The organism is Pseudomonas sp. PD9R, from assembly GCF_019200975.1.
In the GTDB taxonomy this organism is placed as follows: Bacteria; Pseudomonadota; Gammaproteobacteria; order Pseudomonadales; family Pseudomonadaceae; genus Aquipseudomonas.
Genome location: NZ_JAHTMR010000028.1, coordinates 1 through 22,132 on the forward strand (window position 1 = coordinate 1; position 22,132 = coordinate 22,132).

General features: G+C 59.2%; 24 protein-coding genes. 13 read left to right on the top strand and 11 right to left on the bottom strand.

The window, feature by feature from the left end:
• Nucleotides 1-23: 23 nt before the first annotated feature.
• The 3 genes from KUF73_RS29740 to KUF73_RS29750 form a co-directional block, all read right to left on the bottom strand.
• A complete protein-coding gene (locus KUF73_RS29740; protein WP_218441519.1) occupies nucleotides 24-1,475 on the bottom strand; it encodes an FAD/NAD(P)-binding protein in 1,452 nt (483 codons plus the stop codon).
• A gap of 73 nt (nucleotides 1,476-1,548) precedes the next feature.
• Nucleotides 1,549-2,970, bottom strand: a complete 1,422-nt coding sequence (locus KUF73_RS29745; protein ID WP_218441520.1) for an LLM class flavin-dependent oxidoreductase — start codon at nucleotides 2,968-2,970, stop codon at nucleotides 1,549-1,551.
• A gap of 158 nt (nucleotides 2,971-3,128) precedes the next feature.
• Nucleotides 3,129-3,692, bottom strand: a complete 564-nt coding sequence (locus KUF73_RS29750; protein ID WP_218441521.1) for a helix-turn-helix domain-containing protein — start codon at nucleotides 3,690-3,692, stop codon at nucleotides 3,129-3,131.
• On the opposite strand from KUF73_RS29750, the gene KUF73_RS29755 reads away from it, so the two are divergent.
• The 7 genes from KUF73_RS29755 to KUF73_RS29785 all read left to right on the top strand — a co-directional run bounded on the left by KUF73_RS29755 (nucleotide 3,687) and on the right by KUF73_RS29785 (nucleotide 10,992).
• Complete coding sequence (locus tag KUF73_RS29755) at nucleotides 3,687-4,715, top strand: DMT family transporter (protein WP_218441522.1); 1,029 nt, start codon at nucleotides 3,687-3,689, stop codon at nucleotides 4,713-4,715. The two genes, KUF73_RS29750 and KUF73_RS29755, sit on opposite strands and share 6 nt — an antisense overlap.
• A 213-nt stretch (nucleotides 4,716-4,928) precedes the next feature.
• The gene (locus tag KUF73_RS29760) at nucleotides 4,929-7,847 is read left to right on the top strand and encodes a monovalent cation/H+ antiporter subunit A (protein ID WP_218441523.1); all 2,919 of its coding nucleotides are present in this window, start codon (nucleotides 4,929-4,931) and stop codon (nucleotides 7,845-7,847) included.
• A complete protein-coding gene (locus KUF73_RS29765) occupies nucleotides 7,847-8,191 on the top strand; it encodes a Na+/H+ antiporter subunit C (RefSeq protein WP_003202835.1) in 345 nt (114 codons plus the stop codon). Before KUF73_RS29760 ends, KUF73_RS29765 begins: the two co-directional genes overlap by 1 nt.
• A complete protein-coding gene (locus KUF73_RS29770) occupies nucleotides 8,188-9,873 on the top strand; it encodes a monovalent cation/H+ antiporter subunit D (protein WP_218441524.1) in 1,686 nt (561 codons plus the stop codon). The genes KUF73_RS29765 and KUF73_RS29770 overlap by 4 nt, the downstream gene beginning before the upstream one ends.
• A complete protein-coding gene (locus KUF73_RS29775; protein ID WP_218441525.1) occupies nucleotides 9,870-10,358 on the top strand; it encodes a Na+/H+ antiporter subunit E in 489 nt (162 codons plus the stop codon). The genes KUF73_RS29770 and KUF73_RS29775 overlap by 4 nt, the downstream gene beginning before the upstream one ends.
• Entirely contained in the window at nucleotides 10,355-10,633 is a 279-nt protein-coding gene (locus KUF73_RS29780) for a K+/H+ antiporter subunit F (protein ID WP_218441526.1), read from the top strand. The genes KUF73_RS29775 and KUF73_RS29780 overlap by 4 nt, the downstream gene beginning before the upstream one ends.
• Nucleotides 10,630-10,992, top strand: a complete 363-nt coding sequence (locus KUF73_RS29785; RefSeq protein WP_218441527.1) for a Na+/H+ antiporter subunit G — start codon at nucleotides 10,630-10,632, stop codon at nucleotides 10,990-10,992. Before KUF73_RS29780 ends, KUF73_RS29785 begins: the two co-directional genes overlap by 4 nt.
• 66 nt (nucleotides 10,993-11,058) lie before the next feature.
• Here KUF73_RS29785 and KUF73_RS29790 read toward each other — a convergent pair whose 3' ends face one another.
• The 4 genes from KUF73_RS29790 to KUF73_RS29805 all read right to left on the bottom strand — a co-directional run bounded on the left by KUF73_RS29790 (nucleotide 11,059) and on the right by KUF73_RS29805 (nucleotide 13,481).
• Entirely contained in the window at nucleotides 11,059-11,496 is a 438-nt protein-coding gene (locus KUF73_RS29790) for a DUF3995 domain-containing protein (protein WP_218441528.1), read from the bottom strand.
• Nucleotides 11,497-11,692: 196 nt separating this feature from the next.
• Entirely contained in the window at nucleotides 11,693-12,709 is a 1,017-nt protein-coding gene (locus KUF73_RS29795; protein WP_218441529.1) for an ABC transporter substrate-binding protein, read from the bottom strand.
• A 119-nt stretch (nucleotides 12,710-12,828) separates the two neighbouring features.
• On the bottom strand, nucleotides 12,829-13,032 hold the full coding sequence (locus KUF73_RS29800; RefSeq protein ID WP_218441530.1) for a hypothetical protein: 204 nt from the start codon (nucleotides 13,030-13,032) through the stop codon (nucleotides 12,829-12,831).
• Complete coding sequence (locus KUF73_RS29805) at nucleotides 13,032-13,481, bottom strand: hypothetical protein (RefSeq protein WP_218441563.1); 450 nt, start codon at nucleotides 13,479-13,481, stop codon at nucleotides 13,032-13,034. The genes KUF73_RS29800 and KUF73_RS29805 overlap by 1 nt, the downstream gene beginning before the upstream one ends.
• A 430-nt stretch (nucleotides 13,482-13,911) precedes the next feature.
• Between KUF73_RS29805 and KUF73_RS31510 the strand changes: the two genes are divergently transcribed.
• From KUF73_RS31510 to KUF73_RS29815, 3 genes are all read left to right on the top strand, one after another.
• Nucleotides 13,912-14,136 (top strand): hypothetical protein, encoded by a 225-nt coding sequence (locus tag KUF73_RS31510; RefSeq protein WP_256345714.1) that lies wholly within the window; start codon nucleotides 13,912-13,914, stop codon nucleotides 14,134-14,136.
• A 161-nt stretch (nucleotides 14,137-14,297) separates the two neighbouring features.
• On the top strand, nucleotides 14,298-14,528 hold the full coding sequence (locus KUF73_RS29810) for a hypothetical protein (protein ID WP_218441564.1): 231 nt from the start codon (nucleotides 14,298-14,300) through the stop codon (nucleotides 14,526-14,528).
• Nucleotides 14,529-14,666: 138 nt separating this feature from the next.
• Nucleotides 14,667-14,906 carry a DUF2789 domain-containing protein gene (locus tag KUF73_RS29815; RefSeq protein WP_047530030.1) on the top strand — a complete coding sequence of 80 codons (240 nt, stop codon included), beginning with the start codon at nucleotides 14,667-14,669 and terminating at the stop codon, nucleotides 14,904-14,906.
• Nucleotides 14,907-14,914: 8 nt separating this feature from the next.
• On the opposite strand, the gene KUF73_RS29820 is transcribed toward KUF73_RS29815, so the two are convergent.
• From KUF73_RS29820 to KUF73_RS29830, 3 genes are all read right to left on the bottom strand, one after another.
• Nucleotides 14,915-15,118, bottom strand: a complete 204-nt coding sequence (locus tag KUF73_RS29820; protein ID WP_218441531.1) for a hypothetical protein — start codon at nucleotides 15,116-15,118, stop codon at nucleotides 14,915-14,917.
• A 209-nt stretch (nucleotides 15,119-15,327) separates the two neighbouring features.
• Nucleotides 15,328-16,932, bottom strand: coding sequence for a methyl-accepting chemotaxis protein (locus KUF73_RS29825; RefSeq protein WP_218441532.1), 1,605 nt, complete (start codon nucleotides 16,930-16,932; stop codon nucleotides 15,328-15,330).
• Nucleotides 16,933-17,179: 247 nt separating this feature from the next.
• Entirely contained in the window at nucleotides 17,180-17,584 is a 405-nt protein-coding gene (locus KUF73_RS29830) for a TraR/DksA family transcriptional regulator (protein WP_007907888.1), read from the bottom strand.
• Between the two features lie 361 nt (nucleotides 17,585-17,945).
• On the opposite strand from KUF73_RS29830, the gene KUF73_RS29835 reads away from it, so the two are divergent.
• Nucleotides 17,946-18,557 carry a glutathione S-transferase gene (locus KUF73_RS29835; protein ID WP_218441533.1) on the top strand — a complete coding sequence of 204 codons (612 nt, stop codon included), beginning with the start codon at nucleotides 17,946-17,948 and terminating at the stop codon, nucleotides 18,555-18,557.
• 183 nt (nucleotides 18,558-18,740) lie between these two features.
• On the opposite strand, the gene KUF73_RS29840 is transcribed toward KUF73_RS29835, so the two are convergent.
• Nucleotides 18,741-19,673 (bottom strand): hypothetical protein, encoded by a 933-nt coding sequence (locus tag KUF73_RS29840; RefSeq protein ID WP_218441534.1) that lies wholly within the window; start codon nucleotides 19,671-19,673, stop codon nucleotides 18,741-18,743.
• Nucleotides 19,674-20,027: 354 nt separating this feature from the next.
• Here KUF73_RS29840 and KUF73_RS29845 point away from each other — a divergent pair, with 354 nt between their 5' ends.
• Entirely contained in the window at nucleotides 20,028-20,711 is a 684-nt protein-coding gene (locus KUF73_RS29845; protein ID WP_218441535.1) for a response regulator transcription factor, read from the top strand.
• Entirely contained in the window at nucleotides 20,689-22,083 is a 1,395-nt protein-coding gene (locus tag KUF73_RS29850) for a HAMP domain-containing sensor histidine kinase (RefSeq protein WP_218441536.1), read from the top strand. Before KUF73_RS29845 ends, KUF73_RS29850 begins: the two co-directional genes overlap by 23 nt.
• Nucleotides 22,084-22,132 lie beyond the last annotated feature (49 nt).

A 22,132-nucleotide genomic window follows, 5' to 3' on the forward strand; every position in this document is an offset into this window, starting at 1 on the left:
GCCTCGCCGGGGCTCGACAGCTCCTACAGGGTTGGCGGCATGGGGTGCGGTGTTGTCAGGCGTACGGCCAGGGCTTTGGCCTGGCTTGCAACGTCGGTGACTGCGGTACTTTCCCACCACATCCCGCGTAACGGTGGTCCCATGGCAAACAGTCGCGGTGCCGCCTGGCCATCGGCGTCCAGCACCGCACCGTCAACCTGCGCTGCAATTCCCAACGCCAAGTGCCCCGGCCGGATCAGTCCACGCGCCAGCAATTGTTGCGGCAGCGGACGCGCGACCCGGCGCCAGTCGTATTCAATGCCACTGGAGTTGATCAGCGCCGCTCCACTGACGACGGTGGTATGAGCCTCACCGCGCCGCCGAATGCGGATGCTAACTTCACCGATCACCGACGGTTCAAGCCCTTTGAACGACGCCGCTTGAATCCGCAACCGCCCTTCCCCGTGCAGGCGCTCCACCAATTCGGCGCTCAACGGCGGCGAGCGGTGATGATGGCTTTCCCACCACGGTCGCACATGCCGCACGAACTGGCGGCGTTGCACGTCAGTGGCCTGACTCCACAAGCGGCCGATGTGCGCCCGCACCGTGTCCAGCGGTGCCTGCCAGTCGATGCCTTGAGCGACGGCATCACGGCAATGCCGACGCAGCTCGCGCACCAACTGTCGAGGGGTACGAATAGCGTGATCTTCGGCAAGAAAGTCGATCCAGACCGGTGGTTGCCGCCGCACATGGGGTAACAAGCCGTGCCGGGAAAACACTTCGATGGGCCCGCGATGCCCGGCCTGCTCCAGCGACACCACCGCGTCGACCATGGTCAGCCCCGAGCCAATGATCAGCACCGTCGACTGTGGGTCGAGTTGCTGCATGGCGGCCACATCCCACGGATCGAGCGCCGTCGCATTCATACCGCTGGATTCGGTTTGCGGTGTACGCGCGGCGGGGAACATCCCGGTGGCGAGTACGGCAAAAGCGCCCTGCAAGCGTTGACCGTCGCTTAACGTCAGCCGCACCGAATCGGCATCGCATTGCAGATCGACCACCTCGGCCCGCACATGCTCGACCGTTGAGCCGTTCCGCGCGCCAACCGCTTGGGCCTCAGCCAGACGCTGCTGCACGTACAAGCCGAAAATCCCGCGTGGTGGAAACAACTCACTGACCAGCACATGTTGCTCATCCGACTCCGGCCAGCCGCCGGCAGCGATGTATTCCGTCAACCATTGGGTCAGGTCGTCGGCGTTGTCCGGGTCGACACTCATGCGCGCCGCGTTGCCGTTGAGCGTATGGCCCAACTCCACGGCGCTGTAGGCTTCGCCCCGGCCGAGTTCGGCACGGGGCTCGATCACCAACACCTCGCGTTTGCCCGGCAGGCGCAACAACTGCGCAGCCAGCATCGCACCGCTGAGGCCTCCGCCGATGATCAGGATGTCCGCGTGACGGATGGCGTCGGTCGCCTGTCCGTGTTGGGTTTCACTCATGCCGTTCTCGCTGATCTGTGTTTGTCTGGAGAGAAGTCATACAAATGTGTCATCAACGCCTGAATGATGGCAATCATCTGCTGCTGGTCGCCGGAGGCCACACCGCTCTCTGCTCCTGCTGATGCAGCGCCGCCAAATCGCGATAACCGTTGCCCGGGTGAATTTCCGGCAATCGCGGGCCTTCGCCAAAAAGCTTTTCGCGCAAGGTCCCCGGCGCATATTCAGTTTTGTAGGCCCCGCGTTTCTGCAACTCCGGCACCAGCAATTCCACAGCGTCGATGAACGTTTCGTGGGTCAGCGCATACGCCAGGTTAAAGCCATCGACATCGGTTTCCTCGACCCACTCCTGCAAAAGATCGGCAACGGTTTCCGGGCTGCCGACAAACAGCGGGCCAAACCCGCCAATGCCTACCCAGTCAGCCAATTCGTTGGGGGTCCAGACCTTGTTCGGGTCGGCGGTGGAGAACGCCTCCACCGCCGATTGAATGGCGTTGGTGTGCACGTTCTTGAGCGGTTCATCCGGTTTGAACTGGTTGAAATCGATCCCGGTCCAGCCGGAAATGAGCGCCATGGCGCCTTCATAGCTGACCCAGGTTTTGTATTCCTCGAACTTGGCCTTGGCCTTGGCGTCGGTTTCGCCAAGGATCACCGTCTGCAAGTTGAAGATCAGGATCTTCGACGGATCGCGCCCCGCCTCTGCCGCGCGACGACGAATATCCGCTACGGTTTTCTTCAGCAGCACTTTCGAAGGCGCGGCGACAAATACGCACTCGGCATGTTCGGCGGCGAACTGCTTGCCGCGACTCGACGCGCCGGCCTGATACAGCACTGGCGTGCGTTGCGGCGACGGCTCGCAGAGGTGAATCCCCGGCACCTGGAAGTGTTTGCCGAAATGCTGAATCTCATGGATTTTGCCCGGATCGCTGAACACCCGGCGCTCGCGATCACGCAGGATCGCGCCCTCTTCCCAACTGCCTTCCCAAAGCTTGTAGCAAACCTCCAGGTATTCCTCGGCGAAGTCGTAACGGGCGTCGTGTTCGGTCTGGGTTTTCTGCCCGAGGTTCTTTGCGCCACTCTCCAGGTACGAGGTGACAATGTTCCAGCCGGCGCGGCCTTTGGTCAGGTGATCGAGGGTCGAGAGACGCCTGGCAAACGGGTACGGATGTTCGAACGACAGCGATGCGGTCAGGCCGAAGCCCAAATGCTCAGTCACCAGCGCCATCGGCGGAATCAGTTGCAATGGATCGTTGACCGGCACTTGCGCCGCCTGACGGATCGCCGCGTAACCGTTGCCGTTGTAGACGTCGTAGATGCCGAGCACATCGGCGATGAACAAACCGTCGAACTTGCCACGCTCAAGAATCTTCGCCAGATCGGTCCAGTATTCCAGGTCCTTGTACTGCCACGAGCGATCACGCGGGTGCGCCCATAGCCCCGGCGACTGGTGGCCGACGCAGTTCATGTCAAAAGCGTTGAGACGAATTTCACGGGCCATTAAACGGCACTCCTGAAGCAGAGGGATATTCCCAGCGCTTTTGCAGGAGTCATGCCTACTTTTAAATCGTTTAAATTCAATTAGTTAAATTAAATTCACAGAAACAATCACAGCATTGAAACAGCAAAGTGTCGATCCGCTGTTGCTCCCTCAACAGTTCAGATCACCACATTGCGTACGAACCGCACCGCCACCGGCCCATCGTTGCGATAGGAATGCGGTTGGTTGCTGGCGAACATGAAGAACTCACCGGTGCCGATCTTGTGCGGAACATCGCCGACCATCAAGGTCAGGCAGCCTTCGAAGACGTAGAACTGTTCGCTCCAGCCATCGGCATCGGGCTCCGACGGGTAATGCTCACCCGGTTCGAGGCGCCATTCCCAAAGTTCGACTTCACGGCTGGCGTTGGCCTTGGCCAGCAACACGGCCTTGCTGCCGGGGATCGTGCCGGCCCAGGCCAGCTCATTGATGCGGCTGTGGTCGCGCACATCGGGCGCCTGGATCAGGTCGCTGAATGCCACGTCCAAGGCTTCGGCCACACGATCAAGCGTGGTCAGGCTGACGTTTTTTTCACCGGCCTCGATGGCCACCAGCATGCGGCGGCTGACCCCGGATTTATCGGCCAAAGCGGTCTGGCTCATATCCGCTGCATGACGTAGGCGTCGAACATTCTGACTGACGTGCTGAAGGACCGAAGCCCGTGGCGAGGAATCTTTGTGCACTATATTGCTCACTTGGAGGGGCTGGGCAGTATACTGCGCAACATTGGGCGCATTGTGCGGCCCCCCTCAGGTGTGTGCAAGATCATGACGTCGGTGAATGCTTCCCGGGCTCCTTCCCGTTTCCTGCAGCTCAGCAAGGCCGAATGCGTTTTGGTGCTGATCACTATGGTCTGGGGCGGGACTTTTTTGTTGGTTCAGCATGCGATGACGGTCAGCGGTCCGATGTTCTTCGTCGGCCTGCGCTTCGCCGCCGCCGCGACTATTGTCGCCCTGTTCTCCTGGCGCAGCCTGCGGGAACTGACCTTGTTCGAACTCAAGGCCGGCGCCTTTATTGGCATCGCTATCATGCTCGGTTACGGCCTGCAGACGGTCGGATTGCAGAGCATTCCCAGCAGCCAGTCGGCATTTATCACCGCGTTGTACGTACCCTTCGTGCCGTTGCTGCAATGGCTGGTGCTGGGGCGGCGTCCGGGGCTGATGCCGAGCATCGGGATCATGCTGGCCTTCACCGGGCTGATGTTGCTGTCGGGACCTGCCGGTGCTTCGTTCAACTTCAGCCCCGGCGAAATCGCCACATTGATCAGCGCGATTGCGATTGCTGCGGAAATCATCTTGATCAGCAACTTTGCCGGTCAGGTCGATGTGAAACGGGTGACCGTGGTGCAACTGGCGGTGACTTCGCTGCTGTCGTTCCTGATGGTGGTGCCGACCCAGGAACACATTCCGGATTTCTCCTGGCTGCTGCTGTGCAGCGCGTTGGGTCTGGGCGCGGCGAGTGCGGCAATTCAGGTGGCGATGAACTGGGCGCAGAAGAGCGTTTCACCGACGCGGGCGACGCTCATTTATGCCGGTGAGCCGGTGTGGGCCGGGATTGTCGGGCGGATCGCCGGGGAGCGGTTGCCGGCGATTGCACTGCTCGGGGCCGGGCTTATCGTGGCGGCGGTGATTGTCAGTGAGTTGAAGACCAAGGGTAAGGCGGGTACCGAGGTTGATGAGGCGCTGGAAAGCGAAAGCGGCAATTAAACAGCAAGATCTAAAGATCGCAGCCTTCGACGGCTCCTATAGGGTACGTGTGTAGGAGCTGCCGCAGCCTGCGATCTTTTGGGGGGATACCGCCGAAACAATGTGAAGCAGGCTTTTTCCGTCTAACGTGTAGGATTCTGCGACAGCTTGGCGTTTGGCGATCCGGGAGCTGGCACGTATGATGCTTCACAAACTTCCGCAGAATAGAAGCCTATGTCCCTGATAGTTCTACTGCTTCTGCCTTTTATCGGCAGCTGTCTGGCGGCATTGCTGCCACACAACGCGCGTAACACCGAATCGCTATTGGCTGGCCTGGTCGCCTTGATCGGCACCATTCAGGTCGCCCTCCTGTACCCGCAAATCGCCCATGGTGGCGTCATCCGCGAAGAGTTCTTCTGGCTGCCCAGCCTGGGCCTGAACTTCGTCCTGCGCATGGACGGCTTTGCCTGGCTGTTCTCGATTCTGGTGCTGGGCATCGGCACGCTGGTGTCGCTGTATGCCCGTTACTACATGTCGCCGGATGATCCGGTGCCGCGCTTCTTTGCGTTTTTCCTGGCGTTCATGGGCGCCATGCTCGGGCTGGTGATCTCCGGCAACCTGATCCAGATCGTGTTTTTCTGGGAGTTGACCAGCCTCTTCTCGTTCCTGCTGATCGGTTACTGGCACCACCGCGCCGATGCACGACGCGGCGCCTACATGGCGTTGATGGTCACCGGCGCGGGCGGTTTGTGTCTGTTAGCGGGGGTCATGCTGCTTGGCCATGTGGTCGGCAGCTATGATTTGGACAAGGTCCTGGCCGCCGGCGATCTGATCCGCGCACATGCCCTCTACCCCATTCTGTTACCCCTGATCCTGATCGGCGCGCTGAGCAAAAGTGCGCAATTCCCCTTCCACTTCTGGCTCCCCCACGCGATGGCCGCGCCGACACCGGTGTCGGCCTATCTGCACTCGGCAACCATGGTCAAGGCCGGGGTGTTTCTGCTCGCGCGGCTGTGGCCGTCGCTGTCCGGCAGCGAAGAATGGTTCTACATCGTCAGCGGAGCCGGAGCCTGCACCCTGTTGCTCGGCGCTTACTGCGCGATGTTCCAGAACGATCTCAAGGGTCTGCTGGCCTACTCGACCATCAGCCACCTCGGCCTGATCACCCTGCTGCTGGGCCTGAACAGTCCGTTGGCCGCTGTGGCAGCGGTGTTTCACATCCTCAACCACGCCACCTTCAAGGCCTCGTTGTTCATGGCTGCCGGGATCATCGACCACGAAAGTGGCACCCGCGACATCCGCAAACTCAACGGCCTGTTCAAGCTGATTCCGTTTACGGCCACCCTGGCCATGGTCGCCAGTGCCTCCATGGCCGGCGTGCCGCTGCTCAACGGCTTCCTGTCGAAAGAAATGTTCTTCGCCGAAACCGTGTTCATCAACGCAACGGCCTGGGTCGAAATGACCTTGCCGATTGTCGCGACCATCGCTGGCGCATTCAGCGTTGCCTATTCGCTGCGTTTTACCGTCGACGTGTTCTTCGGTCCGACCGCCACCGACCTGCCCCATACCCCGCACGAACCGCCGCGCTGGATGCGTGCGCCGGTCGAGTTGCTGGTGTTTACCTGCCTTGTGGTGGGGATCTTCCCGGCTCAGGTGGTCGGCCCCTTGCTCGCCGCCGCCGCGCTGCCGGTAGTTGGCGGCACCTTGCCGGAATACAGCCTGGCAATCTGGCATGGATTGAACGCCCCCATGATCATGAGCCTGATCGCCATGTCCGGCGGCATCGTGGTGTACCTGCTGCTGCGCAATCAACTCAAGCGCGGCCGTTTCCGTTACCCGCCTCTCGTTGGCCGTTTGAATGGCAAACGCCTGTTCGAGCGCAGCCTGGTGATCATGATGCGCCTGGCCCGGCGCCTGCAGCGGCGCATCAGCACCAAGCGCCTGCAAACCCAGTTATTTTTGATGGTGCTCGCGGCGGTGCTGGCCGGGCTGATTCCTATGCTGCACAGCAGCCTGCACTGGGGCGACCGGCCGAAAATCCCTGGCTCGATCGTCTTCGTGATCCTGTGGCTGCTGGCGATTGCCTGCGCCCTCGGCGCCGCGTGGCAAGCCAAGTACCACCGGCTCGCGGCCCTGACGATGGTCAGCGTCTGCGGCCTGATGACCTGTGTGACCTTCGTCTGGTTTTCGGCGCCGGACCTGGCGTTGACGCAACTGGTGGTCGAAGTGGTGACCACCGTGCTGATCCTGCTGGGCCTGCGCTGGTTGCCACGACGGATCGAAGAGGTTTCGCCACTGCCGAGCAGCCTGCGCAAGGCGCGTATCCGGCGTATCCGTGACTTGTTGTTGTCGACCGTGGTCGGCGGCGGCATGGCGTTGCTGGCCTACGCGATGCTCACGCGGCAGACGCCGAACGACATTTCCTCCTTCTACTTGAGCCGTGCCTTGCCTGAAGGCGGCGGCAGCAATGTGGTCAACGTGATGCTGGTGGACTTCCGTGGCTTCGACACCCTCGGTGAAATCACCGTGCTGGTGGCCGTGGCGCTGACTGTGTTCGCCCTGCTGCGGCGTTTCCGTCCGCCGAAAGAAAGCCTGCAATTGCCTGCCCAGCAGCGTTTGCTCGCGCCTGACGTGGTCACCGACCTAGTCAACCCGCGTCACGCCAGCGACACCGCGCTCGGCTTCATGATGGTCCCGGCGGTGCTGGTGCGTCTGTTGCTGCCGATTGCCGTGGTGGTGTCGTTCTACCTGTTCATGCGTGGGCACAACCAACCGGGCGGCGGTTTTGTCGCCGGTCTGGTGATGTCGGTGGCGTTCATCCTGCAATACATGGTCGCCGGCACCCAGTGGGTCGAGGCCCAAATGAGTCTGCGACCGCTGCGCTGGATGAGCACCGGCCTGCTGTTCGCCACGGTCACCGGGCTTGGGGCGATGGCCGCTGGCTATCCGTTCCTGACCACCCACACCTGGCATCTTGACGTGCCGCTGCTCGGCGACATTCACCTGGCCAGCGCACTGTTCTTTGACATCGGCGTGTACGCGGTGGTGGTCGGTTCGACGCTGTTGATCCTCACCGCCCTCGCCCACCAATCGGTACGCGGCCACAAAACCGCTGCCCAACCTAAATCCGTCGCCACGAAGGGAGCCGTCTGATGGAAGAAGTCATCGCAATCGCCATCGGCGTACTCGCCGCGTCCGGCGTCTGGCTGGTCCTGCGGCCTCGGACGTTTCAGGTGGTCATGGGCCTGTGCCTGCTGTCGTATGGCGTCAATCTGTTCATCTTCAGCATGGGCAGCCTGTTCATCGGCAAAGAGCCAATCATCAAGGACGGCGTGCCGCAGGACTTACTGCATTACACCGACCCATTGCCGCAAGCACTGGTGCTGACCGCCATCGTCATCAGCTTCGCCATGACCGCGCTGTTCCTCGTGGTGTTGCTCGCTTCCCGCGGCCTGACCGGCACCGACCATGTGGATGGCCGGGAGCCTAAAGAATGAATGCAATGACGCACCTGATCGCAGCGCCGATTCTGCTGCCGCTGCTGACCGCCGCGATCATGCTGATGCTCGGCGAGAAACATCGCCCGCTCAAAGCCAAGATCAATTTGTTCTCCAGCCTGCTCGGGCTCGGTATTTCCGTCTTGCTGCTGCAATGGACGCAAACCACCGGCGTACCCGGTTCCATCGGCGTGTACTTGCCGGGTAACTGGCAGGTGCCGTTCGGGCTGGTGCTGGTGGTCGATCGCCTGTCGGCGCTGATGCTGGTGCTGACCGGGATCATCGGCGTCAGTGCATTGTTGTTCGCCATGGCACGTTGGGACAGCGCCGGTTCGAGTTTCCACGCGCTGTTCCAGATTCAGTTGATGGGCCTGTACGGCGCGTTCCTGACAGCGGACTTGTTCAACCTGTTCGTGTTCTTCGAAGTGCTGCTGGCCGCGTCCTACGGGCTGATGCTCCACGGCTCGGGAAGGGCGCGAGTGTCGGCGGGCTTGCATTACATTTCGATCAACCTGCTGGCGTCGACCTTGTTCCTGATTGGCGCGGCGCTGATCTATGGCGTCACTGGCACGCTGAACATGGCCGACCTTGCACTGAAAATCCCGCTGGTGCCGGAAGCCGATCGCGGGCTCCTGCATGCTGGCGCGGGGATTCTCGCCGTCGCATTCCTGGCCAAGGCCGGTATGTGGCCGCTGAACTTCTGGCTGGTGCCGGCGTATTCCTCGGCCAGCGCGCCAGTGGCGGCGATGTTCGCGATCATGACCAAGGTCGGCATCTATACCCTGCTGCGCCTGTGGACCCTGCTGTTCTCCGGTCAGGCTGGGGCGTCGGCGTATTTCGGTGGCGATTGGCTGATCTACGGCGGCATGGCGACTATCGTCTGCGCGGCACTGGCTATCCTCGCTGCGCAACGACTGGAACGCATGGCCAGCCTGAGCATTCTGGTGTCGGCTGGGATCTTGCTGTCGGCCATCGGCTTTGCCCAGCCCAACCTGATCGGCGCGGCGCTGTTTTATCTGGTCAGCTCGACCCTGGCGTTGAGCGCGTTGTTCATGCTGGCTGAGTTGATTGAACGCTCGCGCTCGGCCATCGAGATCCCGCTGGAAGATGAAAATGAGATGCTGGCGCGGCCGATTGAATCGTCGCAACCAGTCAAGGGCATCAACCTCGACGACGATCAGAAGGCTGTGATCGGCCAGGTCATCCCTTGGACCATGGCCTTTCTCGGTTTGAGCTTCATCGCCTGCTCCCTGCTGATCATCGGCATGCCACCGCTCTCCGGGTTCATCGGCAAACTGAGCCTGCTCAACGCCCTGCTCAACCCGCTGGGCCTGGGCAACGGCAGTGACGCGCCAGTATCGAATGCGGCGTGGGGTTTGCTGGCATTGCTGGTGCTCTCCGGGCTGGCATCGCTGATCGCCTTTTCGCGCCTGGGCATCCAGCGCTTCTGGACCCCCGAAGAACGGCCGTCGCCGATCCTGCGGCGCCTGGAATGTGTGCCGATCTTCGCGCTGCTGGGTTTGAGCATTCTGCTGACTTTCAAGGCTGAACCACTGCTGCGCTATACCCAGGCGGCCGCCGATGCCTTGAACAACCCGCAGCAGTATGTGATGGCGGTGCTCGGTACGCGCGCGGTTCCAAGTCCGGAAGCCAAGGCAGCGCTGCTGGAGGTGCAACCATGAAGCGTTTGTTTCCTGCGCCGTGGCTGTCGCTGTCCTTGTGGCTGCTGTGGCTGGTGTTGAACCTGTCGATGAGCCCGGGCAACCTGTTGCTGGGTGCCATGCTGGGGTTCTGCGCCCCATTGATGATGCGCAAATTGCGCCCGCTGCCTATCCGCATTCGCCGGCCCGGGGTCATCTTGCATCTGTTCCTGGTGGTCGGTCGCGATGTGCTGCTGTCCAATCTCGTCGTGGCCTGGGGCGTGCTCAACGCCAGTCGCCGCCCGCCACGCTCGAAGTTCATCAAGGTGCCGCTGGACCTGCGCGATGCCAACGGCCTGGCGACCTTGGCGATGATCTGCACCGTGGTGCCCGGCACCGTCTGGTCGGAGTTGGCGCTGGACCGCAGCATTCTGTTGCTGCACGTTTTCGATCTGGAGGACGACGCCTTGTTCATCGAGCACTTCAAGACGACTTACGAGCGTCCGTTGATGGAGATATTCGAATGAGCGCCCTGCTGTCGAATGCAATTGTGTTGAGTCTGTTCCTGTTTTCCGTGGCGATGATCCTGACCCTGATCCGTCTGTTCAAAGGCCCCTCGGCCCAGGACCGGGTTCTGGCGCTGGACTACCTGTACATCATCGCGATGCTGATGATGCTGGCGCTGGGCATTCGCTATGCCAGTGACACGTACTTCGAAGCGGCGCTGCTGATCGCGCTGTTCGGCTTCGTGGGCTCGTTTGCCCTGGCGAAATTCCTGCTGCGTGGCGAGGTCATCGAATGAGCGCGCAACTGTCTCTGTGGGTGGAAATCCCTGTGGCCATCCTGCTGGTGCTCAGCAGCCTGTTTGCGCTGATTGGCGCCATTGGCCTGGTGCGGATGAAGGATTACTTCCAGCGCATGCACCCACCGGCCCTGGCCTCGACCTTGGGTGCCTGGTGCGTGGCACTGGCGTCGATCATTTACTTTTCGGGAATGAAGTCCGGGCTGGTGCTGCACGCCTGGCTGATTCCGATCCTGCTGGCGATTACCGTGCCCGTGACCACTTTGCTGCTGGCGCGGGCGGCGCTGTTTCGCAAGCGTATGGCGGGGGATGATGTGCCGGCAGAGGTATCCAGTCGGCGCACGGAAAGCGGAAGTTAGTCAAAGGTCAAAAGATCGCAGCCTGCGGCGCTGCCGAAGGCTGCGATCTTTTGATTTTGATCGACCTCACATCCAGGCAACAGCCAACAACCCGCCGCCCAACAGCATGCACAGGGGCGAGTAGACCCACGTATCCAGCCAGGCAAAAGGTGAGCCTTTGACTTCCTTGAAAAACCCCACCAGGTTCGAATCGCCAATGGCCCTGGCAAACATCAGCAGCGCGATAGCACTTATAAGCCACTGAAGCGACCAATGGGACACCGCAGGCACCCACCAGCCAACCCGTAAACACACCAACAGCGCAATCAACAGCAACGCCGCAGCCACCATCAGCGTGATCCAGCCGCGCGGCTTGAAGGCTGGCCGCAACCGCGAACCACTCTCGTCAGGCACTTGCGGCACCGCAGCCACCGCTGCCCACTCGCCGCCCAACGCCCAATACACATGTATCAGGCTGATCACAGCGAAAATCGTCACCAGCCATTGAGCCAGCACAAACGTCATGGTCGAGAATCCTTGAAAGGGATTTGGCCAGAATCATCCTAGTCGGCATTTATCGAAGTGCACGCGGCATCTGATGATGGACTCATTCATGTAGGAACTGCCGCAGGCTGCGATCTTTTGACCTTCTTAAAAACAGGATCAAAAGATCGCAGCCTGCGGCAGCTCCTACAGGGTTGCGGGGTTCAGGATCACCGTATCATTTCAGCTCCGCGGCGACTTTGTCCGCCACATCCTTGGGCACCCAGGCTTTCCAGACATCCGGGTGCTTCTTCATGAAGTCTTCGGCCGCCTGACGCGGCGCCGTGTGTTTCTCGCTCATTTCAGCCAGGGCCTTGTTCAACGGATCGATGGGAAGATCGACCTTGGTGAAGAACTCGGCAATCTGCGGGTACTGCTTCTGGAATGGCGTCGACACGCCGATGGACAGCTTCGAAGCCAGCGACCGGGTCGGTTTTGGATTCGGGTTATCGGCGTCGGTCAGGGTTTTCCAGGCTTCAGCATCGAATGGCGGTTCTTCGAGCTGAATCAGTTTGAAACGCCCGAGCAATGGCGTAGGTGACCAGTAATAGAACAACACCGGCTTGCCCCGACGGATCGACGAACTGATCTCCGCGTCCAGTGCCGCCCCGGAACCACTGCGGAAGTTCACATAGCTGTCGTCCAGCCCATACGCCTTGAGCTTCTGCTTGTTGACCACTTCCGATGTCCAGCCAATCGGGCTGTTAAGGAAACGCCCCTTGCTCGGGGCTTCGGGGTCTTTGAACACGTCTTTGTATTTGGGCAGGTCGCTGACACTGCGCAGGTCCGGCGCCAACGGCTTGATGCCCTTGGCCGGGTCGCCCTTGATCACGTATTCCGGTACCCACCAACCTTCGGTAGCGCCTTTGACCGTGTCGCCCAGGCTGACGACCTTGCCTTCGGCTTCCGCCTTGACCCAGACCGGGCTACGCCCCGCCCATTCTTCGCCAATGACTTGAATGTCATTGTTGGCCAGCGCGGTTTCCAGGGTGATGGTGGTGCCCGGCAAGGTATCGGTCGGCAGCCCGTAGCCCTTCTCAACGATGATCCGCAAGATATCGGTGATCAGGCTGCCGCTTTCCCAGTTCAGGTCGGCGAAGTGGATCGGCGTCTGGGCGGCCGATACCGGAACGGATGACGCCAACAAACAGAAAGTGGCCAGGGCAGCGGCCAGCAACCGTCGAAAACCTTTCATGCTTTTGCACCTCGTGCTGTTCACAGCAATAGCAGGATGGCCTGGCAGATGACCGCGAAGCCTCTGAATAGTCAGTCAACTGACTGTAGTAGAGGTTCCTGCTTTCGAGGGGGCATGGTTTAGTTTTCGGAAATTTCCTGCAAGCGCGCAAGTTCTCTTCTGACCATGCTGGCGTATTCCACCGGGCGCAACGTGTAGATCTGTGAGGCCACCCAATTCAGCCAGGCTCCCTGCAGAACAGCCTTCTGCTCGAACAACCGCCGGGCTTCGATTTGAGCGCTGGCAAGATTCTGTTCGTGGAAGTCGGCGCGGGTCAGGCTCATTACTCGCTGGCCTTGAACGTCACCAGTTCGCCTTTGCGCCACTTGGCAGCTTTGCCGGTCACTGCTTTCAAGGTTTTGGTCAGGCCTTCCTGCAACTGCTGGTGGGCGGCAAACACCGTCACTGTGCTGTGACCTTCCTTGAACACGATGGCCTGGCCGTCGGCAGTGGTCACAAAGGCGTAATCGCCCAGACCGTAGACCGTCAGCTTGATATCGCGGAATTTGATTTCCAGTTTTCCGCCTTCGCGGCTGGGCAATACCGAAGCGCTGAAATGATCGCCCACCTTGAGTTTAAGCCCGGGTTTGTCGTCCACCACCAACGCTGATTCGGTGTCGATTTCGGCAATGTAGATGCCTTCAGCAGTCTGTTCGGTGATGTAAACGAAACGTGACTGAAACTGTTTAACCAGCTTTGCGCGCAAATCACCCAGCACGAACAAAGCATGCATATCGAGATTACTTACTGCCAAGGAAACATCCCCACATCTGAAAATGACGCTGCACGCGAAAAAAGCGCTCAGCCAAAAAAGCAGCAATGCCGAAGGTGAAGCCAGATAACCCGGGTTGATATCCTTTATGAGCAGTGCGCCCATGCATCACAAGGCTTGAGCAGACTACTGGATGTCGCTCACATCGTCTTGCCTGGCATTCGTCAAAGGTTGAAGGAAAACGCCCTTTGTACGGCCAGAGAAATACGGACTATCAACTTCAGGGAAAAAACTCTCAAAAAAAAAGCACTTTTCTGACATATCGCCAGCCAAAAATTGCTTTAGATAACCATCATCACCCACCAGTGACGGTGATTCTAGAGCAGCGATGCTCACCGAGACTACCCATACCGACGTACATACGTCGGTAAAACAACGAAAAGGACTTCATATGTGCACACTGACACACTTCACTCATCCCCAAGCTTCGCCTCCTGCGATGTTGCATCACCCTGAACTTTCCATTCAAGACCCTGGCCCGCCCAGGTTTCAAGTGATATTGGCCGGCAATGCCTTCTTTCATATCAAGGAAACTTCCACGGGGCATGTAAGAGGTTTCCGCGGCGACCACAACGAAGCCTGTGCGCTCGCCCGTTCACTTGAATCACGCGTTTGAGCCGTTTGCCCCGTTCACGGGTATAGACGTTTCGTCATGCCGGCGACTTATCTCAGCCGCCGGCATGCAACTACTGCCATACTGCCCGGCCAAAGAAACGCTCCCCCTCTGCGGGAGGATTGCGTTCACACAACAATATATTTCCAAGGGAAGGCAGCTACGTGACGGAATTTGATATCGGCGAATTTTTTATCCGGGGTGAAGCCAGAGAGATCGACGGCGAGTACCAGGCTGTCATTGTCATGCGCGCCAAGCCGCCACTAAAAACCGTGACCTATCACCAGGTCGAAAAAGATCGCTGGTTCAAAACCTCGGACGTCGCCGCCATCGCTGCCCAGGAGTCAGCCAAAGAGCTGAAGGCAGCCGTCGATGCAGGTGCATTGAAAGCCTGACGATCGGGATTGCGGTCTATGCTCTCTCCTGAGTTTGCACATCGTTTCGAACCTCTGAAGCGCGGCTCCCTCAGATGCAATGGGGCCGTACTTCGGTTCTCGCACTCGATTCGACCGACTACCTGCAAGGAGATGAAGATGGAATCACCGACCCACGACTTGAAAGGTTTGTTCGACCAGCTCGGCCTGGACTCCACCCAGAAAGCTATCGACGATTTCATTGCCAGCCATTCACCGCTGCCCGACGACAAGAAGCTCATTGACGCCGAATTCTGGACGCCGCAACAGGCAGGCTTTCTCAAAGAACAACTGCGTGAAGATGCCGACTGGGCGCGGGTGGTCGACGACCTGAACCTGCGCATGCACCAAATTCACTAGTTTCAGATTCAATGCAGGCTGGCTGGTGTTTCGGCGTTTAACTGCGCCAACCAGGCAGCCCTGCACTCTTCCGCTTCATCGCGACTGGAAAATGCCGTCCCCCGGCGCTCGCCGTTGAGCAACACGACCCAGCAGACACTCTGCCCCAACGCCCGCAAACTGGCGGGTACACCGCTGCCAATCATCACCGCGACATCAACTTTGCTTTGCATGCTGACCTCTGGAACTCCGTTAGCAACCTAACTATGTTGGTATGGTAATGAGTTCTCCAGCACGGAAACAATAACGACTTTGTACAGCTTCGTTGCCAAAACCGTAACAATAGCTTTCGCAGGCAAGCCTCGCGCCTACACATATTCGCACCTGCAGGAGCGAGGCTTGCCCGCGAAAAAGACCACTTGGTCCTGATGAAAAAACACCTCTACCGAGGCGCTTCCGGCTTATACCCCAAACGCAACCCGCCCCAATGCCGCCCCTTGAGCATGATCGGCACCGACAGGTCATGCATCAGCTCACCGGTGTCACGTGTATAAGTTTGCAGCAACACGGCTTGTTGATGACTGCCGCAACGGATGCCGGTGCGGTCGGCGAATTTGCGCTTGGTGCGGTTTTGCAAGGTATCGACTTGCACATCCCCGGTCAGTGGCTGGCTAAAAACTTTGTTGTGGGTCGGCACATAACCCTGTTGAGTGCAGGCGATGGCGAACACCAGACCTTCATGGCGCGGCAACAGCGGCTCCTGAATAGCCGGCAAGACCTGATCGGTGTAGCGGTCGAAGCGTGTCTGGTACTTGGCGGGGCTGGTGTTGGCAATGGCCTGGTAAGTGCGGTCGAACAGGTCGTCGAGGCTGATACGACCTGCCTCGATGTCGGCTTCAAAACGTGCCGTAATCTGGCTCGCGCCTTCGCGGGCCAGGTCGTAGATCCGCTGGTGATAGTCATCCAGTCCGACTTCTGCCAGGCGTTCGCTGATGCTTTCGGCCTGACCTTCCATTTGCACCGCGGCCTGGGCCAGACGCCGGGTTTGTTCGTCGCTGATGGCCAGGTCGCTGCGCATTTGCTCGATGGCGTGAAACAGGCTGTCGAGTTGTTCGCGATTGGTGTCGGCGCCTCGGGCGATTTCCCCGACCTGGCTTTCGACGCTGGCCGCCAGGCGCGCAATGTTTTCCAGGTGCTGACCAGTGTGCTCAACCTGTTGAACGCCCGTGTCGAGATCGCTGGACAGTTGCCGGATCTGTTCCACCACTTGCGCCGTGCGTTGCTGGATATCGGCAACCATCTCGCCCACTTCCCCGGTTGCGGTCGCGGTGCGCGCAGCCAGTCCGCGGACCTCGTCGGCCACCACCGCAAAGCCGCGCCCATGTTCCCCGGCCCGCGCCGCTTCAATCGCGGCATTCAAGGCCAGCAGATTGGTCTGGCTGGCGATGGACTGAATCACCAGCGTGACCCGTTGAATGTCGTCGCTGCGCTGACTCAGCTCCTCGATCAGTTCACGGCTATTACTGGCCCGCTGGCTTAACTGATGCATGCGCGCAATGGACTCAATCAACTCGGTACGTCCAGCCGCACCGCTCTGATGCGCCTCGCTGGCAGCGCTGAGCGCCTCGCGACTGAGCGTCGAGGTGGCTTGTTCGGTAGCAATCATGACTTCGGCGTTGCTGACAATTTGCGCCGCTGCACTGAGTTGCGATTGCAGCTTGTCTGCCAACTGCTTGACCGAAAACGCCACGCCAGCCGCTGACAGCGCGTTATGACTGGTGGTGTAGGAAAGATCGCGGGTCAATGCGGAGATGGCACTGGAGGTATCGGCAGAAGCGACTTGAGGCGTCGCGCGCGAACGCAGGCGAGGCAGCCAGATAATCAGCACGGCCAACGGCAGGCCAATATAAAGCGACCAACTTCCAAGCGTCATGCCACACAGCAACAGCATCAGGGCGATGCTTTGCAGGGTCGGCGTCAACCAGCGGTTTTTCGGCAAAAGCACTGGTGCTGGCACAGCCGCAACCAGAGATCCGTCTCTCGTCATCGTTATCACCCCGACATCTTCTAATTGTTGTCTTCGCACTAAACGCCACTATAAAGCCATTATCTATAAGCCTTTAGTCGCGAATGCTTTAGCAGATCAATAGAAGTACGAGGTATTTCTGCAGACGTCGAAAAGCAAAGATCGCAGCCTGCGGCAGCTCTTACAGGGGTTCACATAAACCTGTAGAAGCTGCCGAAGGCTGCGATCTTTTCAAAGCAGCCCACATCAAATGGGCTACCTCACAGAATCAGGCCTGACGCTGATGCTTGTCGATTTGCTCATGACGCTCTTGAGCTTCGATGCAGTACTTGGTGGTAGGGCTGATCAGCAGGCGTTTCAGGCCAATGGCCTCGCCGCTGTCGTCGCACCAGCCAAAGCTGTCTTCTTTGATGCGTTCCAGGGCTTGTTCCAACTGAGGCAGCATGCGCTGATCGCGATCGATCGCGTTCACCAGCCAGGTGCGCTCTTCTTCGACAGAAGCAGCGTCAGCCGGGTCGGCCGGGGTGTCCAGGCTCTCGATGGCGATGCGGTTCTGTTCGATGCGCTCATGGGTTTCGACTTTCATGTTTTGCAACAGCTCGGAGAAAAAAGCATGTTGCTCGGCATTCATGTAGTCATCCGCCGGCATGGCCAGCAACTTGTCCTTTGTCATTGATATCTCTATAAAAAAACGTGCATTAAGGCGAATAAGGGAGCGTTCCGGCGGACCTTGGCAGGTCATCGGAAAGGCGCCATTTGTTCCAAGCGCCACCCGGCACTCAATTTACGAGGGGCGGCAGTCTAAGGCCGACTTGAGGCCTCAGCAACTGAAAAGACAGCGAATTTGTCCGACAAGGCCTGGAAAATGCGCTATGACAGGCATCGCGGCGGTTATCGGAGTGCGTTTATAGCAAGAAATTCAATTGAGCACAGGTATATAGAAGACAAACGGCTACGCCCCTCCGCCATTTGCAGGTCGCGCAACCTCAGCTAAGGTTGTCCCTCCCGAAACGGCTATATCAAGGAGCGGTTAAATGAAGCTGATCGGCATGCTGGATTCGCCTTACGTACGACGCGTCGCTATTTCTGCGAAACGCCTGGGTATTGCGCTGGAGCACGAGTCGGTTTCGGTGTTCAGGCACTTCGAGCATTTCCAGGAGATCAACCCGGTGGTCAAGGCACCGACTCTAGTGCTGGATGACGGCGAAGTGCTGATGGATTCGACGCTGATCATCGATTACCTGGAAGCGCTCGCCGGCTCCGACCGCAGCCTGATACCCAACGACATCGCGCAACGCCTGCGTTCGTTGCGCCTGATTGGCCTGGCATTGGCGGCCTGCGAGAAATCCGTGCAGCTGTATTACGAGCGCAATCTGCGCCCGGCGGAGATTCAATTCGAACCATGGGTTGAACGGGTCGAAGGGCAATTGGCGGCAGCCTATGCGGCGCTGGAACGGGAGTTGGAGAAGCAACCGTTGAAAACCGACGGCTCGATTGAACAGGATGGTATTACCCTGGCCGTTGCCTGGAGCTTCACCAATTTGGTGGTGCCGGATCAGGTTGACGTGGCGCGGTTTCCGCGGATCACTGCGTACACCGCTTATGCTGAAGGATTGCAGGAATTCGTGAGTACACCGATGGAATGAGATTTTAAAGATCAAGAGATCGCAGCCTGCGGCAGCTCCTACATAAACCCATATAGGAGCTGCCGCAGGCTGCGATCTTTTGCCTTTAATAGATCAGTGCATAAACAAGGCGATCAGGATAATGATCGGGATCGGTACGCCAAGAAAGAACAGCAGTAGTGAGCGCATGGTAATTCTCCTGGGTTAGCGAATCGGTGCGGTGGTGACGTAAGTGTCGGTTTCCAGATACACCACGGCATCCCGACGACGACCGCCGAAAGTCGCGGCAAAACTGGCGAAGAACGCACCGAGCAACAACGCAACAAACATCCACAATGTGGTCCAGGCGGCAACTTTTGCGGCGGTGTCCGCCGCCTGTTGCGCCGCCAGCTTGGCGTCGGCCACTGCTTTTTGCGTACGGGCATAAACTTCGTCGACACGACGTTCCGCGTCCGCTTGCGTGAGGTTGGTCCGCTGTGCAACCAGTTGCGCCAGGTAAGTGCGATCCTCAGCGGCAAGTTGACCGTTATTGCTCAGGGAGCGAACAAAGATACGAGTCACAGTGCCGCGAGCGGCGTCATCACTGACGGCGGCTGGGCGATCATCGCGAAACAGGCTGTCGATGTAGTAACCGTACTGATCGCTGTCAGTATTGGCAGCGGCCGTACCAGCCGCCTGGGTCATGGCACTCGCAGCGCCACCGACCATATGCGCTCCGGCTTGCACCCCACCGCTGACCAGACTGCTGACAGATCCGGCCACCAGCGTTGCAGTCACCAACGTCGCCACGCACCAGGCCAGAAAACCATGGGCCGTGTCACGGAAGTAGACTTCGTCGCCATGCATGTACGCCCACTTCACCCGCAACCGCCCGGCAATGTAACCACCGGCGCCGGAAGCGACAATTTGTGTGAAAGCCAGCCAGACGATCGTCGAGATGCCCAGGCCCTTGGCACTTACGCCTTCATTGGCCCATGGCGATACCGCCGAAAAACCCAAGCCAAAACCCAGTAACACGAGGATCAGCGATAACGCCGCCGCAGCCGCGGCCCCGGCGAATATCGCCCCCCAGGACACGCCAGAGAGCGTGCTCGATTCATCTACGGCAGGATAGAAACCATCAGAGGATCTATTCATCGTTGTATCGCTCCAGGCAGAAAGATGGTGTTACAACTCTTCGAATGAGCAATTGCAGTCACCGTGCCAGTCGTGGGTTTTAAATAACTCGATGTACTTCAATGACTTATAAAGTTTGAACTTCCCAAATCCATGCAATATGCAACGAAGCGCTATGCTCAGCGGGTTTTATGCATTGAACAGATCAAAAGATCGCAGCCTGCGGCAGCTCCTATAGCGGATTGCGGTTTAAATGTAGGAGCTGCCGCAGGCTGCGATCTTTTGATCCTCTATGAACTTTTATTTAGTAAGCCTGCGATCATTTCTTGGCAAAATGGCGCACAACGTTGTGAACACTTTAATCAGGCCAGCCCTATGACCCGCATCTTGACCATCGAAGACGACGCCGTGACCGCCCAGGAAATAGTCGCCGAACTGAGCAGCCACGGCCTCGACGTCGACTGGGTCGACAATGGTCGTGAGGGGCTGGAGCGTGCGGTCAGCGGCAACTACGACCTGATTACCCTCGACCGCATGCTGCCCGAGCTCGATGGCCTGGCGATTGTCACCACGCTACGGACCATGGGTGTGTCCACGCCGATCCTGATGATCAGTGCCCTCTCCGATGTCGACGAGCGTGTGCGCGGTTTGCGTGCCGGCGGCGACGATTACCTGACCAAACCCTTTGCTACCGATGAAATGGCCGCCCGCGTCGAAGTCCTGCTACGTCGGCAGAACACCGGGACCGCGCACGCCACCACACTGCGGGTGGCGGATCTGGAACTGAACCTGATCAGTCATGAAGCCAGTCGCGACGGGCAACTGCTCACCCTGCTGCCCACCGAATACAAACTGCTGGAATTCCTGATGCGCAACACCGGGCAAATCCTCTCGCGAATGATGATTTTCGAAGAGGTCTGGGGTTATCACTTTGATCCCGGCACCAACCTGATCGACGTGCACATCGGCCGCCTGCGCAAGAAAATCGACCCACCTGGCAATGCGCCCCTGATTCGAACCGTGCGAGGCTCGGGTTATGTCATTGCCGAACCCGTCTAAAGGCTGGCGTTCTTCCAGCAGTCGTTTGCTGGCGCTCTACAGTTCGCTGTTCGTGATCTGGAGCGGGATTCTCATGGGCGTCATGTACTACGAGGTCTCCGCGTACCTGGACAACCTGGCCAAACATTCGCTGATGCAACGTCAGCATTTGTTCTCGCGTTTTTCCGGCGAACAGCTGGTCGACGCGCTTGCCGTCAGCATGACTTTCGACATCCGTGGCCTCGACGCTTATGGTCTGTTCGATGCCCAACACCGTTACCTCAGCGGTGCCCTGCGCCACATCCCGAGTGGTTTGCCGCTGGACGGCCAGATCCACATGCTCAGCGACTGCACCGATTCCGACGACCCGACCCTGCCCGCCGACAGCTGCGATGCGGTAGCGACTCCAACCCGGGACGGGCGCTGGCTGGTGCTGGTGCGGGATAACGGTTCGCTGTTTGCCGTGACCCGGATCATCCTTCACGCCTTGTTCTGGGGCGTGACCCTGACCATCCTGCCGGGCATCGTCGGTTGGCACCTGTTGCGCCGTCGTCCGCTGCGACGCATCCGCGCCATTCAGGCCAGCGCCGAGGCCATCGTCGCCGGAGACCTGACCAAGCGCCTGCCGCTGTCCAATCGCCGCGATGAACTGGACATGCTCGCGGCCATCGTCAACGCGATGCTCGAACGCATCGAGCGCCTGATGAACGAAGTCAAAGGCGTGTGCGACAACATCGCCCATGACCTGCGCACCCCGCTGACCCGCTTGCGCGCGCAGCTCTACCGCATGCAACAACAGGCCGGTGAAGGCTCGACCCAGGCGGCGCAACTGGACTCGGTGCTGGGTGAGGCAGACACACTGATGGCGCGTTTTCGTGGTTTGTTGCGCATCTCTGAACTGGAAGATCGCCAGCGCCGATCAGGCTTCGTGCAACTGGACCCGGTTTCGTTGTTACAGGAACTGCATGAGTTTTATCTGCCCTTGGCGGAAGACGATGACCTGGCGTTTGAGTTGCAGTTGCCGGCGTCATTGCCGCCACTGAACGGTGATCGCGCATTGCTGTTTGAAGCGGTGGCGAACCTGCTGAGCAACTCGATCAAATTCACCCCGCCCGGCGGCCGGGTGATTTTGCGCGGCGTCAATGAGGGCGGGCATACCCGCATCGAAGTACTCGACTCCGGGCCCGGCATCCCGGAGGCCGAACGCGAAGCGGTGTTCCAGCGTTTCTATCGCGCCGAGGCGGGCAATCAGAAAAGCGGTTTCGGGTTGGGGCTGTCGATCGTCGCGGCGATTGTCAGCTTGCACGGCTTTACGCTGGAGGTGGGCCGTGGCGAACTGGGCGGTGCGCAGTTGGTGCTGGATTGTCGGCAGGGTTTGATTGTGCAGACCTGAAAATCAAAAGATCAGCCTGCGGCAGCGCCTACATGAATCTCTGTAGGCG

Excerpts from the sequence above, each read along its gene's own strand:
- KUF73_RS29740 (WP_218441519.1), bottom strand. The coding sequence starts at position 1,475 with ATGAGTGAAACCCAACACGGACAGGCGACCGACGCCATCCGTCACGCG.
- KUF73_RS29745 (WP_218441520.1), bottom strand. The coding sequence starts at position 2,970 with ATGGCCCGTGAAATTCGTCTCAACGCTTTTGACATGAACTGCGTCGGC.
- KUF73_RS29760 (WP_218441523.1), top strand. The coding sequence starts at position 4,929 with ATGTCCCTGATAGTTCTACTGCTTCTGCCTTTTATCGGCAGCTGTCTG.
- KUF73_RS29765 (WP_003202835.1), top strand. The coding sequence starts at position 7,847 with ATGGAAGAAGTCATCGCAATCGCCATCGGCGTACTCGCCGCGTCCGGC.
- KUF73_RS29770 (WP_218441524.1), top strand. The coding sequence starts at position 8,188 with ATGAATGCAATGACGCACCTGATCGCAGCGCCGATTCTGCTGCCGCTG.
- KUF73_RS29775 (WP_218441525.1), top strand. The coding sequence starts at position 9,870 with ATGAAGCGTTTGTTTCCTGCGCCGTGGCTGTCGCTGTCCTTGTGGCTG.
- KUF73_RS29780 (WP_218441526.1), top strand. The coding sequence starts at position 10,355 with ATGAGCGCCCTGCTGTCGAATGCAATTGTGTTGAGTCTGTTCCTGTTT.
- KUF73_RS29785 (WP_218441527.1), top strand. The coding sequence starts at position 10,630 with ATGAGCGCGCAACTGTCTCTGTGGGTGGAAATCCCTGTGGCCATCCTG.
- KUF73_RS29790 (WP_218441528.1), bottom strand. The coding sequence starts at position 11,496 with ATGACGTTTGTGCTGGCTCAATGGCTGGTGACGATTTTCGCTGTGATC.
- KUF73_RS29795 (WP_218441529.1), bottom strand. The coding sequence starts at position 12,709 with ATGAAAGGTTTTCGACGGTTGCTGGCCGCTGCCCTGGCCACTTTCTGT.
- KUF73_RS29800 (WP_218441530.1), bottom strand. The coding sequence starts at position 13,032 with ATGAGCCTGACCCGCGCCGACTTCCACGAACAGAATCTTGCCAGCGCT.
- KUF73_RS29805 (WP_218441563.1), bottom strand. The coding sequence starts at position 13,481 with ATGCATGCTTTGTTCGTGCTGGGTGATTTGCGCGCAAAGCTGGTTAAA.
- KUF73_RS31510 (WP_256345714.1), top strand. The coding sequence starts at position 13,912 with ATGTGCACACTGACACACTTCACTCATCCCCAAGCTTCGCCTCCTGCG.
- KUF73_RS29815 (WP_047530030.1), top strand. The coding sequence starts at position 14,667 with ATGGAATCACCGACCCACGACTTGAAAGGTTTGTTCGACCAGCTCGGC.
- KUF73_RS29820 (WP_218441531.1), bottom strand. The coding sequence starts at position 15,118 with ATGCAAAGCAAAGTTGATGTCGCGGTGATGATTGGCAGCGGTGTACCC.
- KUF73_RS29825 (WP_218441532.1), bottom strand. The coding sequence starts at position 16,932 with ATGACGAGAGACGGATCTCTGGTTGCGGCTGTGCCAGCACCAGTGCTT.
- KUF73_RS29830 (WP_007907888.1), bottom strand. The coding sequence starts at position 17,584 with ATGACAAAGGACAAGTTGCTGGCCATGCCGGCGGATGACTACATGAAT.
- KUF73_RS29835 (WP_218441533.1), top strand. The coding sequence starts at position 17,946 with ATGAAGCTGATCGGCATGCTGGATTCGCCTTACGTACGACGCGTCGCT.
- KUF73_RS29840 (WP_218441534.1), bottom strand. The coding sequence starts at position 19,673 with ATGAATAGATCCTCTGATGGTTTCTATCCTGCCGTAGATGAATCGAGC.
- KUF73_RS29845 (WP_218441535.1), top strand. The coding sequence starts at position 20,028 with ATGACCCGCATCTTGACCATCGAAGACGACGCCGTGACCGCCCAGGAA.
- KUF73_RS29850 (WP_218441536.1), top strand. The coding sequence starts at position 20,689 with ATGTCATTGCCGAACCCGTCTAAAGGCTGGCGTTCTTCCAGCAGTCGT.